Origin of the sequence: Bacillus sp. LK2, assembly GCF_001043575.1 — a bacterium.
Lineage (GTDB): Bacteria > Bacillota > Bacilli > Bacillales > Bacillaceae_G > Bacillus_A > Bacillus_A paramycoides.
In genome coordinates, this window is the sequence record NZ_LDUK01000007.1 from 43,848 (window position 1) to 57,069 (window position 13,222).

Here is a 13,222-nt window from a genome sequence, read left to right on the forward strand (position 1 = left end):
CTTTTTTTATTATCTTGGCGCATCTGACCACATTCCTTCAGTCCTTCCACCATTATGAACAGTAATACCATGGATTCCATAAGGAACTAGTTGTATTTTCCCTGGTACTTCAGTATGATGCCACGTATAAGAACCATTTTCCACCATAGCCCTTATATCTTCTAGAAGCCTGTTGTTCAACCAGTCAAATTGCTCCACATCTCTTTTTAACCATAAATCTTTTGGAAGTTCATCTTTATGCACTACTAGACCAAGTCCTTCAAAATCAGCAAATCCATAGCGCATACCTTCTACTTTTTTCACTTCAACTTTCGGTATAGGACCTAGTTCTTCAGCTCGTTGTTTTATCATTTTTCTTTTATTACTTGTTAATTTGTTTCCACCTTTAATATTATTGGCCCAAGACCAGTTTTTAATATCTATTACCTCAATATAATGTCGAGCATAATCATCTAATACATCATCAAAATTCTTAGTTCCGTTAATAAAATCATCTATATTATTTAAATTAACTTCACTTACTGTCTTACTTCTATTACCCGTACCCTTAACAGATGGATTTACAAATTCAATATCTTTAGTAAAAGGCCTCAATAGTATGTACGATAGAAATAACCTTCAAGATTAATTTTTCCATTTGCATAAACAAACAGCAGAGATTTCTAGTATCTATCTCTGCTGTCTTTGCTATCAATTTCCAAAAAAACAATTTTTTATATTCTGTTATGTGTATCCCTTACAAATAGTAATGCTTAAATTGCAACATCTTGGTAACCTACTTCAGTTACTTGTTCATCTAATAGACGAAGCCCTAGTCCATTTTCTATATCCCATGTACAATTAAATGTAATTCCAATATCTCGTCCTTCAAAAATACCCGCATATGGAACAATAATTCCATCTAAATTGATCATTTCTAGTATTTGATCAGTTGTTTCAACTAATGGATAACTTTCATTTACTTCAATATCATAACCTAGTTCATGTCGCTCTTGTTTATAATACTCTAAAATCGGTTGCAAAAAACTTTGTTGCAAGTGTTCCCAATTTTGCATAAGCGAGGTGTATGCTACATATTGTTCTTCATCAAATTGACCAGACTCATCACCCTTCACCATCAATGCTATTTCGACTTCATTTCCCAAAAAACTAATGGTAGTATCCTTAGACCACACAAAATCATATTCGAGTTTACCGAAAACTGAATCATTTATTCTCATTTTAATTCTCCCTTTTATTTATTGGCGAATCCTCTCGGTTCAAACGCTCCTGTGTTTATCTCTCCTACCCCACCAAGATGCCCGAATCTTTTGTTTATCTCTGTTGGTACAAGTAGTATTGATTTCTCTTTCCTTTGCCGAGTTGTAATTCCGCTTCGACACTATCAATCCAACCAAAGTTGTTGGTTTCATAGGTATATCCTTCTTTTGTTTTGTACTTCACATTTGGTTTTAGTTCTTTTTTGTTACCAGTCTTACGAAATTGTGTTCCATAAGGGACATCTACTTTACTACTATTACCCGTACCCTTAGTACCACTCCTTCATTATCAATCTCTTTTCCTTTATTCACACGTCCATCAGAGGACGAAGTAAATTGAAATTTCAGGAGAGTCTCCGTACTATTTTGTACTTTATTATACCAAAAATATCCCCTTATGAAGCTATAGTTGCTCCTGCTGCAGTTGCTGCTATATTAGCTAGGATAACGATTGGTGTTGCTAACCCAGCTGTTCCCACTGTTGTTACAGCGGTTAAGAAATTCAAAGTACCTTTTAACGAAATACCTTCAAACATTTCAACCATAGATCCTACTGCCGATATTCCATCTCCTATAAGTCTTTCAAATAGATAGGTTGTTTTCGTCTTCCAATTCATTATTTTCGGATAACTTCCAACAAATGCATCGCTTGTGCCTTGAGGAAATCCAAAAACACCATTTATATACTCAAAAGCATTAATAACTGGTTTTTTACACCAATGTTTAATTGGAAATTTCTTTAATAGAGTCAACAAAAGAGACCTCAAATATGAGGTCCCTTTTGTTGATTCTACTCTATCTATAACTTTCTCTTCACTTACTCAAAGCCAGGTTACATGGTTCATTAAGATATACAATTCTAAAAAACTTCTTCTTCGAAAAGTTCTTTCCTTGATCCAAAAATCTAGCAAAATAAATTAGAACGTATACAAGTAATAAAAAATTATTCTTCTGGTAGGTGAATATTGATGAATATGTCAGTATCATTTAGTTGACTGGAAAGTACGTTCAGAAATTTCAAGCCATTTTCCGAAACACCATGTTGAAAATGTATATCAATTATTTTTTTCTCAAAGTTGTCTCCATAATCTTTAATATACTGCTTATCTTCAAGATATACTAAGTAATTATTAATTTTTTCTTGTAGTACGTCTAGATGCATGTCTTCATATTCCCAGTCTAGATAGTCTATTATTAACAACTTTAGCTTTTTATCTTCTACTCCAATTGCATCTATCTGATCCAAATCTATAACTGCCATCTTTTCTCCTATCCTATATATGTCTATTGCAATAATCTACAATGTACTCATATATATTTTTATCTTCATTTAAAGTTTGTTTTATCTGTCTATATTTCCCTATGCTGATAAGTTCCAATCCATGTGTATTATTGATTAATAGTTACACTTAAATCGCAATATCCTGGTAACCCACTTCAGTTACTATCTCATTTAACATACGAATTCCTAGCCCATTCTCTGTATCCCATGTACAATTAAGTGTAAATCTAATGTCTCTACCTTCACACAAATCCCCATAAGGAACAACAATCCCGTCTAAATCTATCATTTCTAATATTTGATCAGTTGTTTCAACTAATGGATAACTTTCATTTACTTCAATATCATAACCTAGTTCATGTCGCTCTTGTTTATAATACTCTAAAATCGGTTGCAAAAAACTTTGTTGCAAGTGTTCCCAATTTTGCATAAGCGAGGTGTATGCTACATATTGTTCTTCATCAAAATTGTCGTCCTCTTCCCCATCTATCATTAAAGTTATCTCAGTTTCTTTTCCCAAAAAATGAATTATAGTATCCTTAACCCAACCATACTCATATTCAAGTTTACCGAAAACCGAATCATTTAAAATCATTTTACAAGCTCCTCCTTATGTCTATTAGCAAATCCTCCGGGTTTAAACGCTCCTGCGTTTATCTCTCCTACACCACCCAGATGTCCAAATTCAGCATTTATGATTGTTGGCACGAGTTGCATTGTTTTACCCTCATTCTAACCCAGTTGTAAAAATAAAAAAGTCAATAGCCACTACGTTCTCCTAACGTTGCTATTGACTTCCTTTATTGAGCATGTACCTTTGTCAGTGTCCAAGTAACTCACAAAATAGGCACATCTCTCAACTTATTTTTCTATTTCTAGTATCAAGCCTTCCAAATTCAAAACACCTTTATTATTTTGACTAATATTCATGCGAAAAGTTTTAAATAGATTTGCAAGAACATGAACGATTACCATAACACATGGCGTTATTACAATCGTACATGGCCAAAAATAGCACATTCTAGATAGCTATGTAATCTTGATATTAACTTATAAGGAAACCTTGACCGGAGTCAAGGTTGAAGACATACAATCTTAGGTCTATCTATAATACTTGATACACCTTTCTTGAAAAGGGATTCTATCATCGTGCAGCACTTCTTCTTGCAGCAATTTTGTTATAGTCTCTATTTTTACAATGAATAGTGCGAAGAAGTCGCCCGAATTTGGATATGAAAATAGTCCATACCCCTTTGGTGACAGTATTTTGTTGACCTCTTGGATCTTTTCAGGTAAAAATTCATAATTAAATGCTTCTAATTTCTCGAGTTCTTCTTGTGTTGCTAATTCAATTTGGTGGGCAAATTCGTAATCAAGAATAAAATTGACAATTTCTTGGTATTGCTCACCTTTATAGTCAACGTATAAAAACTGTTTCGTCGTCAATCCATATTTTAATAGGTCTTCATGTAAGTCATAACTTCCTTGTTCCTTCAAAAACGTTTCCAAATCCTTGCTATCAGGAAATATAATCTGTGCTATCCCTTTATCCGGCATATTAGCTTCCTCCCTTTTATTGAAATAATTCTCCATGCTTGTTAGGAATATATTCTGGGTAGTTTTTACGATAAAATTGATCGATCATCTGAAGCACGGGATCCCACTCAGGGTATGGCTCACGTTCTCTAAATACCATTTTCGCTTCTGGAGTATTCATCAGAAAATTATCGAATTGAGTAGGTACTGGCAACCCTAGTTGTTTCCTTACATGGATCAAGAATAAGATTTCAAAAGGATAAAATCCGTATCCGAAATCGCCAAATTCACCTAGCTGTCCGATTTCAGATGCTAATGCAGAATGATACTGTGACATTATCGAAATTAGATGTTCTATTTCTTCTAAATTACCAGTCGACCAACGTTCCAGCACTTCATCATAAATGTTCAGGTCTTCAGGGATTGAGCCGCATCGCAGTTCAGCTTCCTTAAACTTATTTTTCACAGCTAGATACAATTTTTTATTCGTTCCCATGATGGTTTTATTTCTATACTGCAAGTACAGCTCTAGCAAAAACCAAATATGTCTATCCTCTTCATTGGCATCTATTAAATGTTCACCGAAGTGATGAGTCATAAAATCATATAATATATTTTCTTCTTTCTCCCATCCATACATTGCAAAATGAACTAATGTGAGGACGACTTCTCTAAACGTATATCCCAAGATCATCCCTGGATACCTGCTTGTATAGAGATCCTGTCCCATGCACTGGTAAAATAAAACCTTCTGCATGTTCTTTAATCCTTCTGCATTGTTTCCACCGCTGATCAATACATCGTTTTTCCATAATGACAAGTGATATGAGGAAATTTTGCTTAGATTTATTAATAGTATGTGATCTTTATCTGTTTCATTTTGCTCAACGATTTTCTCAATCTTTTTTCTACTAACATTATATTTATCTTTAACATCTTCAAATTTGATTCCATCCACAAAATTTTTGCTATATCTTTTAAAAGCCATTTCTAACTTTTTTTGGTTTATCATTGAATCTCCCCTATGAATGTTTGCAAGTTTTATAGTGACAGTGTGACACCCTGTACATGTTATGACAAATAATACATTAAAACTTATTTGCCAAGTTTACATACGATTCAAAATCAACTTCTATATCATTTTCAACACTTGTTCCTTCACATTTTCGTCAAACTTAGCTCCTTCTACATTTGCTCCTGTCCAAACTACATTGTCAAGTTTAGCACCGGTAAAATCCGCTTCCGTAAAATTCCCATTTAAAAGGGTTGCTCCTGTTAAATCTGTATTTGTAAAATCTGTATTTGTAAAATCTGTATTTCTAGCATCTACTTCTGATAAATTTGCATTTTCCAAATACGTTTTTTCAAATTTACCATTTGTAAGATTAGCACTGCTAAAACCCGTTCCAGTGCAATACGCCTGTGTAGCATCAATTTCAGATAAATTCGCATGGCGAAAAGTAGCATGATTTAAAACTGTTCCAACTAGTTCTCCATATGAAAAATCAACTTCGTCAAAACATGTTTCGTAAGCATAACTTACATTTATTTTTGCGTACTTCATATTCGCTTTAGAGAAATCCGCTTCATCAAACCTACAATCTGCAATGTTGATTTCCCCTAAATTACAACATCTAAAGTCAGCCAGCTCAAAATCACAATCAGGAAACGCTGATCCCATTAATGAGGAAGCCCTTAACATAACTCGGTTTGCCATAATACGCTTTCCCATTACCACTGACAGGTCTGAAAAGGTAAGGTCTAACTCTTCTATAATCTTATCATTGTATTGAGATCTACTTAATATTTCCATCACTCTTATTCTATCATTATTCTTCTCATTCATGATTACAATCAACACTCCATTTAATTGTCCTCACTTGAATTTTATAATACATTTCAATCACGTAGAAAAATTATGGATGTCTTTTTTTAATAGTTAAAGACATTTTTTGTATTAATAGAATAATAATAGGACATTAAATAAGTGCTCTTACTCTCCCCGTCAAAAATCCTTTCTGTTTCGTTCACTTGTTTTAGATGCCTGTGCATCTTTAACTTTAGCATCATGAGCTTTGTCATTCTGGTAAATGAATATAAATCAAGTATTAAATAAGTGTGGTTATCCCTCTTATAAAGCCACTGTATCCAATATCATGTGTCTACTTACTAATATGAGCTATAAATTCAAATATGATTTTTCTTAATCATTGGAAATATATTATCTTATAAGCTATCGATTTGGTTCTCAAATCCATAAAAAGAGTACATCAACAGTTTTATTTGTTGATGTACTCTTTTATATTATTTTTTATAGATATATTTTCAAATATAATTATACATTTCCCGCTCATTTTCACAATATTTTTTATCCTTTTTTAATACAAAATTCCCATCATATAACACATTAACTTTTCGGTGGTGCTTTAAGTTCTTTTATAAATGTTGTAAAATCTTTTGCAATAAATTTTATATCTTCATCTAATAATTCATTATCTTGTTCAAAATAATCCATATCGCAATAGTAAAGATTACCTTTCCCCTCTCCCTCGAGCAATAAACAAACTAAACTTTCACCTATGCTATAACCAATTGGGAAAAAGTGAGAAGGAACTACTTTCCCTAAGTTATATTTGTTAAACATTTCTTCTAAATTAAGATTCGTTTCAGTAGTTAAAGGAAAAAACAGTACAATAGAAGACTCGACAGTACCTTCTTTCCCGGCATCATTTGTAACAAATCTTCTTTTCTCCGCTTTCCCCCCATTATTCAATAATAAAAATTGTCTATACTCATCTGGCAACTTAATATTATATTTCTCCTCTAAGTTTTTAATTTCTCTCTGGTCTGTTGGAGGAAACGTATATTCAAAGTTCATATTTATTTCTCCTTCACTTTTTATAAATAGGTTTTCACTCATCATATAATCCATCTAATAGCTCTGAAAATGTATTACAAATTATCTCTATAGTTGCTTCTCCTTGTTCCTCATGATCCCAAAATACAATTGTCGGTGATAGTTTATCCGCACGGTAGTCAAAACATATTAGATTTCCAAAAGGATCTCTTGCAAAAGGAACAATCCCCTCTATCTCAGGCTGTATTGGATCGTAAAACATCTCTATATTCATATCTTGATTTGTGAAACTTAATAGATTATTTATTACACCTTCTCCTCCATTTTCAAAATTAAAGTTATCCGGTTCCGGACATCCACCATTATACTTCATTACACATTCCTTATAATCTTGTGGAAAGATTACTCCTAAAGATTTCTCTACCTTAGATATTATTTTTTCTTCAATTAATTCTTCTGTAAATAGCCAATTTACTTTTTCCATGTCATAATTCCCTCCAAAATCTGTTTTACTAAATGACCTTTCCTTCCTGGAACGCCACCACCCCAGATTGCTCTCCCACCTGTATGTGGTGCTGCATCATGTTCAAAGAAATCAACAATTTGCATTCTTCCTGGATCTTGATGGTGATGCCAAGTCAATGTTTTGGGTACTTTCCCTCTTTTTAAATACTCTATTTCACTTGGAGTAAATTTCAATGCCAAATCTTGATCTCTTTGTATCTTTTCGTATAGCCTTAACGATAACTCTCGAAATTGTACTTTATCTGGTTCTAAATAAAACGATTTATCTAAAAGCATTTCTTCCTTAGAGTTGAATAGAGGAAAACCTTCTTTATATTACCCGTACCCTTAGTGCACTTATAAAATTATAATGTGCCTACTCATTTCTATCCTATAATGCAAAAAAACACTTGTTACCTATAAGTAAACAAGTGCTTTGAGTTTATATGTTTTCTAAATATAAACGCCTCTTAAAGTTTGTAATTTTTATCATTTTATAGTAACAGTTTAACATCCTTTAGGTATCTTAACCAGTCCTCAGAGCCTATACTAGCCCATTAGTTTAGTGCCTACGTCACCGTATTATAATTTCTTCCTCAATTCCTCAATCATCTTTCTTATTTAGTATTAAACAAACACTCCATAATGTTATAACCATCATGGCATTTTGATTCAAACATGAGTTTTTAATCATAAAACTATTAAAGGTATTAAAAACTATAAACGATTTGGAACCGAAAGAGAGAAATATTAACCCATCATCATGCCCTTTAATTTAAAAACAGCTTCAGCTTTTAGCCCGATGGTGACGAACTAAATTCCATACTCCATATGGATTATAAAATGGGTCATCTTCTTCAAACATTGTACAGTTCTCTTGCTCCAATAAGTATATAGGCCCACTAGAATCTATACTAAATGTTTCTCCATCGTTAATAATTGGATTTTCATCAAGATTATATAAACAAAACACTCTAAATAAGGTAGCAACTTCTCTTCCACTTATTCCTTCTATTGAAGTTTTTATATCACATAATCCGAAGTTCTGCATACCAGTAGTATAAAAAGTATCCCCTTCTCGAGACATTTGAACAAATGCTGAAAACAATTTTGTTATATCCTTACTGTTTGTCGCATCTATCCATGCTTCTTTGGTACATGCCCTTCCAGAAGATTCAACATTCACGGCAATACCACCAGCACTAAGAACAGCACTTGCAGCCTTCATAAGGCATTGAACCCTCTCAAGAGATCCACCTTCACTTATAAGGTAAATTATGCTTTTATGTGTTTTTATCTTCTCTATATCTTCTATATCAAGCAATCCATTCCCATTCATTTCCATAAATTCAGTGATATAAGGATTCGGTTCACTTATATCTACCTCGAAAAATTCTTCTGGATTATCTAAACGTCCAACATGGTTACCCATATATATATATCCGTCACCATTTCTAGCCATCGTATTTTTAAAATCATTTCTATTTATCCAATTCCCTGGTATACCTAAAATAATCTTTGGTAAATCCATATTTTTATTCACCTACTTCTCTAATTATCCAAAATGGCTTATCAAATAACTCCTTTAAAAATAAAATTGACTTTTTCTAAATATTGTTTTGGTTGTTTATCACTTATTTCTTTCAAAATATTGATTACTTCTGCTTTTTGAGAAGGTGTAACCTTTCTCAAAACATTAATAAATGGAACAATTAAATCATCTGTAGCTAAAAGACTTCTATAAAGCCTTTTAGCACAATATCTAGCTTGTGGTAAAATGTAACTCATTCCTTCAATTAATTCATATAACCCCTCTTCAATTCCATTCCGTTCAATAATATAAAAAATAGTTTCAATTAAATCACCAATAATTGAAGGTTCATCTATTTCATCATGAAAAACACTACACAAATCACCAATTACTGTATTATCAGCAGTTTGTGATATTTCATTTAAAATTTCTTCTAATACTTCTATACTATCATCTTCATGAGCCAAAAAACGCATCTTTTTTAAAGATGATATCATATTCTCTAAAGACATTATTTCCCTCCATAATTAAGGTTTCTTAAAAATTTTCAAACCATCCTCTTGATCATTCTTACGATAGTTTTTATAGTATTCAATATACTCTCTGATTCTTTCCCTCGAATCTTTATTGTATAAGCCGTCTTCTTTTAATATCCTTCGTAAATCATTTACATCTTTAATTATACTAGCAATTTGTATTTTCCTTAATTTATAAAAAATACTTTTATGAAGCTATAGGTCCCCTATTAATAAAAAAGCACTTGTTGTCTTTAATCGACAATCAAGTGCTTTAAATTCAACTGGTTTTATGTAGCATAACTTTGTAATTTTTCTAGTAATAGTATGAAACCCTTCATATGTCATGACAAGTAATACGTTAGAACTTACGAGTTTGTACGAGTTCGTTAGTTTACTATACACTCCATGTCTTTGTACCCGCTGCACAATAAAATATCATCTCGCCTAAGCTTGTACTTCGTTTTCTATTCTATCATTGCACATAGTACTCTATGATGGTACAACCATCATAAGTTATTAATTCAACTTAGATATAACTATTACTGTGAACCTTTTAAAGGTTATTATTTTTCACTTCCTCAAACCACTCATCAGCAATATGATCCGCCGTTTTAATATCATCAATTGTATATACTAAATCATACTTGTATTCAGCTTTAAACCTTCCACTCTTAGTATCATATATTAACTTCATCTCTGTTGGCATGTCTCTTTCATATTCTTTACATAATTCTTCAATTTTTTCGATGTCTTCACATATTATACGCAATACCATAAGCATTCTTTTTGGAGACACATCATATCTTTCGTCTCCATCCTCCAATGCATCATTCACTTTATGACATTCTACATACTTATTATTAATACAATAAAAGAAACTGCCTGAAATAATTCCTTCTTCACGTGAAGCATAAACATACACTTTATCCGCCCTATCTTCAACGTATTCCATACATATAGATATCATATCGCCTTGTAACTCACTAAATCTATCTTCAAATTCTTTCATCCTAATTTTCACTCCTTAGATTAATTATTAATAACTTTAAACCCTGGCTTACCATCAATAAAGTAATTAACTATAAATTTATCTGGGCGCATATCATTTCCAGAATAAATTATTTCAACATCAACTGTTACTTCTTTAGGGGGTTCTGCTTTCAAAGCTTTAGCCCATTCTTCTTCAATCTTCTTATATTCCTTCAAATTAACATCAGATAATTGCGAAACCAAATTATCAATTTTAGGTGATCCTCCAAATCTATCACCTATCAAATGCCCTGCATGGTCTTGTCCTTTTACTTTACCAGGTGTATTTTTACTATGTGATAATCTCTTCTCTCTTTCAGTTAATTGTAGCTTATCTGTTTCAAGTTTTTCAATTCTTCCAAGACTATCGGTTTCATAAAAATAGTCAAACTCTCCTGTTTTATACCTAATATCAGGCTTTAATCTATTTCTTCTTCCGTTTGTAAAATGTTCTCCTGTTTTAACTAATGTTTTAACGCCACTTGCTCCACCAGTACCATTTACTGTCCTATTTACCGTACCTCCAGTTCCAGCAGAAAATAACTCTCCAAGTGTCTTTCTTTCTCCCCCAATGCCTGCTAGCGCAAGTTCAGGGAATAAATTCGGGATCTCAATATTTTTAATCTTCCCTACGACATTCTTCATACTACCCGGCAACTTATTCATTAATGCCGTTACTTCTTCCAACTTACCAACTATTTTACTATTTTTCGCGGCTACCTGAAAGACTTTTGTTCCCTCTGCGAATTTTCCGAATGCAGCTGTTCCTTTCACTGCGGCGGTTACTTCACCAACGCCGACAAAACAACTTCCAATATCAAATATCGCACCACCAAGAGCATAAGGGTCGGTCAATGCTTTTTCTACATAACCTTTTACGGAGTTAACTAGTGCCTTACCATACTTAGGATAATCCTGCCAGCTGATGATGGCTTGTCCAAGATTTTTTAGCGTATTACCAGCTCCATAAATATCGTCCATCCTCCATTGGGCTGTCTCGTGCCCTGTTGCAGAGTTCCATCCCAATGCAACGAAGTTACAGACAAGCGAACCGAGCTTACTTGCACCTATCGCAATCCCACTAATAGCGGATCCTGCAGCGCCTAAAAAACCTTCCAACACCAAGACATCATCAGAAAGTCCTTTCAGGAAAGGAATGTTCTCCCCTACCCATTTTGTACCTTTTCTCAATACATCCCATTTCTCACCAGCACTATTGGAAAAGTTTTGAAGCCAAGCCTCCACTGGATGATGTTCCGCCCATTCCTCTTGCTTTTTCTTCCTTTCTCTTTCAGCTTGCAGTTCCGCTTCTTTTTCCGCCTTCGTGATTTGTGTATCCATTTCATGAATGCCTTTTGCCAACGCATCTTGTGCAAAGAAGGCTTGCAGTTGCGGATTAGTATAAGATAAACTACTCATTTCTTTTGCCATTTGAACTTGTTTGTTTAGGGTATTGAGAATGTCTTCCGCATTGCTTTTTTCTTTTTTGCTTTCAAATTGCTGTACTTTTTGAATCGTATCCTCTAGTTCTTTGCTGGCTGCAACCAGTTTTTCATCAAACTGGCTGTTCGGCATACTCAGTGAAATCAAATCACTTACGCTGTTGTAAATATTAGAGATGCGGCTATCCATTTCATGTTTCTTGGGTTGAAGATTGGAAAGTTTGTTTTGCGCTTGAAGCAATGCATCTTCCAAAATAACCGCATTCTCATCAGTTTCTCCCGTTGTTGACTGAAAATCCTGTAAGGTTTGCGCCATTTCCATAATGAGGAATTTATTGGCGAGTTCCAATCCAGCCACAACTGTACTTTGGTTATTATTGATGTCGTCGACAATCGCTTTTCCTGTTGCACCCTGCATGGCATCAGCTTGTATAATCCCATTCAATGCGTTTTTGGCTTTTTCAAGTTGTTCATTGGTTTTACCGGTGTCTTTTTGGAGTTTTGCCAGTACTTCAAGGAATTCCTTTAAATCTACTTGAAAGCCCATTTAATCCGCCTCTCTTTCTGGTGAAGTATGAACAGCTTCATAGAAGGCAAGCGCTTTATCTAGTGGTAAAAAGGCACTGGATAGCTTGCCATTTGCTACTTGCATACTTCGTAAGAAAGTAAAAGCAAATTGGTCTTCCCATTCATTCGTCATTCCAGGTGAAACAACTCGCTTAATCATCATATTGGACACATAAATCGCTGGCGTGTTACTCATTTCACCAAACGGCCACAAGTAACCAAGATAATCTACCACATAATCGTTAAATCCCTCTCTTAACGGTACTTTGCGCCCTGTTAAAATCACGAGTTCTCCGAGTTCACTATTCTTGAACATATTTTGAATTACTTCTGGCATCATGTCTATGTCCAATTCCACAACAGTACCCAGCGGCAAAATTTCACTATAGCACGCATCAATCAAACCCATCAAACGTAAAAATTGAGAAAATGGAATATCTAATTGCGTTTCTAATCGTTCAAAACGAATTGTCTCATTCGGATAATCAAACGTCACTGAGAATTTCGCGCCGATTTTTGGTTTGTTTTCAAAGACATCTTCTTGATTTCGAAACGCCTTGTAAACCTCACGAAAAAGGGAAGGCTGATTCCCCAGCAAGTTACCCATTTGTAATAGTTCGTCAGTAATCTCTAAATCTAATGTTTTGTCATTTTGTAAAACAACTTCTAAAAGTTCTCGTTTGTTATATTCGACCAT

The 13,222-nt window shown here is 33.7% G+C and carries 15 protein-coding genes and 3 pseudogenes; all 18 read right to left on the reverse strand.

All coding sequences use genetic code 11. The annotated features are described in order from the left end of the window. Nucleotides 1–9: 9 nt before the first annotated feature. The 18 genes and pseudogenes from VK90_RS30595 to VK90_RS07785 all read right to left on the reverse strand — a co-directional run bounded on the left by VK90_RS30595 (nucleotide 10) and on the right by VK90_RS07785 (nucleotide 13,222). Nucleotides 10–594, reverse strand: a complete 585-nt coding sequence (locus VK90_RS30595) for an HNH endonuclease signature motif containing protein (RefSeq protein WP_231595839.1) — start codon at nucleotides 592–594, stop codon at nucleotides 10–12. A gap of 158 nt (nucleotides 595–752) precedes the next feature. Continuing rightward, complete coding sequence (locus VK90_RS07715; protein ID WP_048371725.1) at nucleotides 753–1,220, reverse strand: DUF6985 domain-containing protein; 468 nt, start codon at nucleotides 1,218–1,220, stop codon at nucleotides 753–755. A gap of 115 nt (nucleotides 1,221–1,335) precedes the next feature. Continuing rightward, nucleotides 1,336–1,506 (reverse strand): annotated as a pseudogene (locus VK90_RS31065) (hypothetical protein); the annotation flags it as partial. Between the two features lie 148 nt (nucleotides 1,507–1,654). Then, entirely contained in the window at nucleotides 1,655–2,014 is a 360-nt protein-coding gene (locus VK90_RS07720; RefSeq protein WP_156185387.1) for a hypothetical protein, read from the reverse strand. A gap of 188 nt (nucleotides 2,015–2,202) precedes the next feature. Continuing rightward, nucleotides 2,203–2,520: a DUF6572 domain-containing protein gene (locus VK90_RS07725; RefSeq protein WP_048371729.1), complete on the reverse strand. Its 318-nt coding sequence runs from the start codon at nucleotides 2,518–2,520 to the stop codon at nucleotides 2,203–2,205. A 148-nt stretch (nucleotides 2,521–2,668) separates the two neighbouring features. Further along, nucleotides 2,669–3,136 (reverse strand): DUF6985 domain-containing protein, encoded by a 468-nt coding sequence (locus VK90_RS07730; protein WP_048371731.1) that lies wholly within the window; start codon nucleotides 3,134–3,136, stop codon nucleotides 2,669–2,671. Beyond that, nucleotides 3,133–3,273: pseudogene (locus tag VK90_RS31070) on the reverse strand (HNH endonuclease); the annotation flags it as partial. The pseudogene VK90_RS31070 and the gene VK90_RS07730, both read right to left, overlap by 4 nt. Nucleotides 3,274–3,642: 369 nt before the next feature. Continuing rightward, complete coding sequence (locus VK90_RS07735) at nucleotides 3,643–4,098, reverse strand: hypothetical protein (protein WP_048371734.1); 456 nt, start codon at nucleotides 4,096–4,098, stop codon at nucleotides 3,643–3,645. 16 nt (nucleotides 4,099–4,114) lie between these two features. After that, entirely contained in the window at nucleotides 4,115–5,089 is a 975-nt protein-coding gene (locus VK90_RS07740) for a hypothetical protein (RefSeq protein ID WP_048371736.1), read from the reverse strand. Between the two features lie 120 nt (nucleotides 5,090–5,209). Then, on the reverse strand, nucleotides 5,210–5,923 hold the full coding sequence (locus VK90_RS07745; RefSeq protein WP_048371738.1) for a pentapeptide repeat-containing protein: 714 nt from the start codon (nucleotides 5,921–5,923) through the stop codon (nucleotides 5,210–5,212). Between the two features lie 561 nt (nucleotides 5,924–6,484). Beyond that, entirely contained in the window at nucleotides 6,485–6,955 is a 471-nt protein-coding gene (locus VK90_RS07750; protein WP_231595840.1) for an SMI1/KNR4 family protein, read from the reverse strand. A 34-nt stretch (nucleotides 6,956–6,989) separates the two neighbouring features. Next, a complete protein-coding gene (locus VK90_RS07755; RefSeq protein WP_048371742.1) occupies nucleotides 6,990–7,418 on the reverse strand; it encodes an SMI1/KNR4 family protein in 429 nt (142 codons plus the stop codon). Then, a pseudogene (locus tag VK90_RS07760) lies at nucleotides 7,406–7,762 on the reverse strand (HNH endonuclease); the annotation flags it as partial. The pseudogene VK90_RS07760 and the gene VK90_RS07755, both read right to left, overlap by 13 nt. A 463-nt stretch (nucleotides 7,763–8,225) precedes the next feature. Further along, the gene (locus VK90_RS07765; RefSeq protein ID WP_048371746.1) at nucleotides 8,226–8,969 is read right to left on the reverse strand and encodes a DUF4261 domain-containing protein; all 744 of its coding nucleotides are present in this window, start codon (nucleotides 8,967–8,969) and stop codon (nucleotides 8,226–8,228) included. 41 nt (nucleotides 8,970–9,010) lie between these two features. Then, on the reverse strand, nucleotides 9,011–9,481 hold the full coding sequence (locus VK90_RS07770; protein WP_048371748.1) for a hypothetical protein: 471 nt from the start codon (nucleotides 9,479–9,481) through the stop codon (nucleotides 9,011–9,013). Between the two features lie 559 nt (nucleotides 9,482–10,040). Further along, nucleotides 10,041–10,496: an immunity protein YezG family protein gene (locus VK90_RS07775; RefSeq protein ID WP_048371750.1), complete on the reverse strand. Its 456-nt coding sequence runs from the start codon at nucleotides 10,494–10,496 to the stop codon at nucleotides 10,041–10,043. Nucleotides 10,497–10,516: 20 nt separating this feature from the next. Then, nucleotides 10,517–12,505, reverse strand: a complete 1,989-nt coding sequence (locus VK90_RS07780) for a DNA/RNA non-specific endonuclease (protein WP_048371752.1) — start codon at nucleotides 12,503–12,505, stop codon at nucleotides 10,517–10,519. After that, nucleotides 12,506–13,222, reverse strand: coding sequence for a DUF4176 domain-containing protein (locus tag VK90_RS07785; protein ID WP_048371753.1), 717 nt, complete (start codon nucleotides 13,220–13,222; stop codon nucleotides 12,506–12,508).

Excerpts from the sequence above, each read along its gene's own strand:
- VK90_RS07715 (WP_048371725.1), bottom strand. The coding sequence starts at position 1,220 with ATGAGAATAAATGATTCAGTTTTCGGTAAACTCGAATATGATTTTGTG.
- VK90_RS07725 (WP_048371729.1), bottom strand. The coding sequence starts at position 2,520 with ATGGCAGTTATAGATTTGGATCAGATAGATGCAATTGGAGTAGAAGAT.
- VK90_RS07730 (WP_048371731.1), bottom strand. The coding sequence starts at position 3,136 with ATGATTTTAAATGATTCGGTTTTCGGTAAACTTGAATATGAGTATGGT.
- VK90_RS07735 (WP_048371734.1), bottom strand. The coding sequence starts at position 4,098 with ATGCCGGATAAAGGGATAGCACAGATTATATTTCCTGATAGCAAGGAT.
- VK90_RS07740 (WP_048371736.1), bottom strand. The coding sequence starts at position 5,089 with ATGATAAACCAAAAAAAGTTAGAAATGGCTTTTAAAAGATATAGCAAA.
- VK90_RS07745 (WP_048371738.1), bottom strand. The coding sequence starts at position 5,923 with ATGAATGAGAAGAATAATGATAGAATAAGAGTGATGGAAATATTAAGT.
- VK90_RS07750 (WP_231595840.1), bottom strand. The coding sequence starts at position 6,955 with ATGAACTTTGAATATACGTTTCCTCCAACAGACCAGAGAGAAATTAAA.
- VK90_RS07755 (WP_048371742.1), bottom strand. The coding sequence starts at position 7,418 with ATGGAAAAAGTAAATTGGCTATTTACAGAAGAATTAATTGAAGAAAAA.
- VK90_RS07765 (WP_048371746.1), bottom strand. The coding sequence starts at position 8,969 with ATGGATTTACCAAAGATTATTTTAGGTATACCAGGGAATTGGATAAAT.
- VK90_RS07770 (WP_048371748.1), bottom strand. The coding sequence starts at position 9,481 with ATGTCTTTAGAGAATATGATATCATCTTTAAAAAAGATGCGTTTTTTG.
- VK90_RS07775 (WP_048371750.1), bottom strand. The coding sequence starts at position 10,496 with ATGAAAGAATTTGAAGATAGATTTAGTGAGTTACAAGGCGATATGATA.
- VK90_RS07780 (WP_048371752.1), bottom strand. The coding sequence starts at position 12,505 with ATGGGCTTTCAAGTAGATTTAAAGGAATTCCTTGAAGTACTGGCAAAA.
- VK90_RS07785 (WP_048371753.1), bottom strand. The coding sequence starts at position 13,222 with ATGGTCGAATATAACAAACGAGAACTTTTAGAAGTTGTTTTACAAAAT.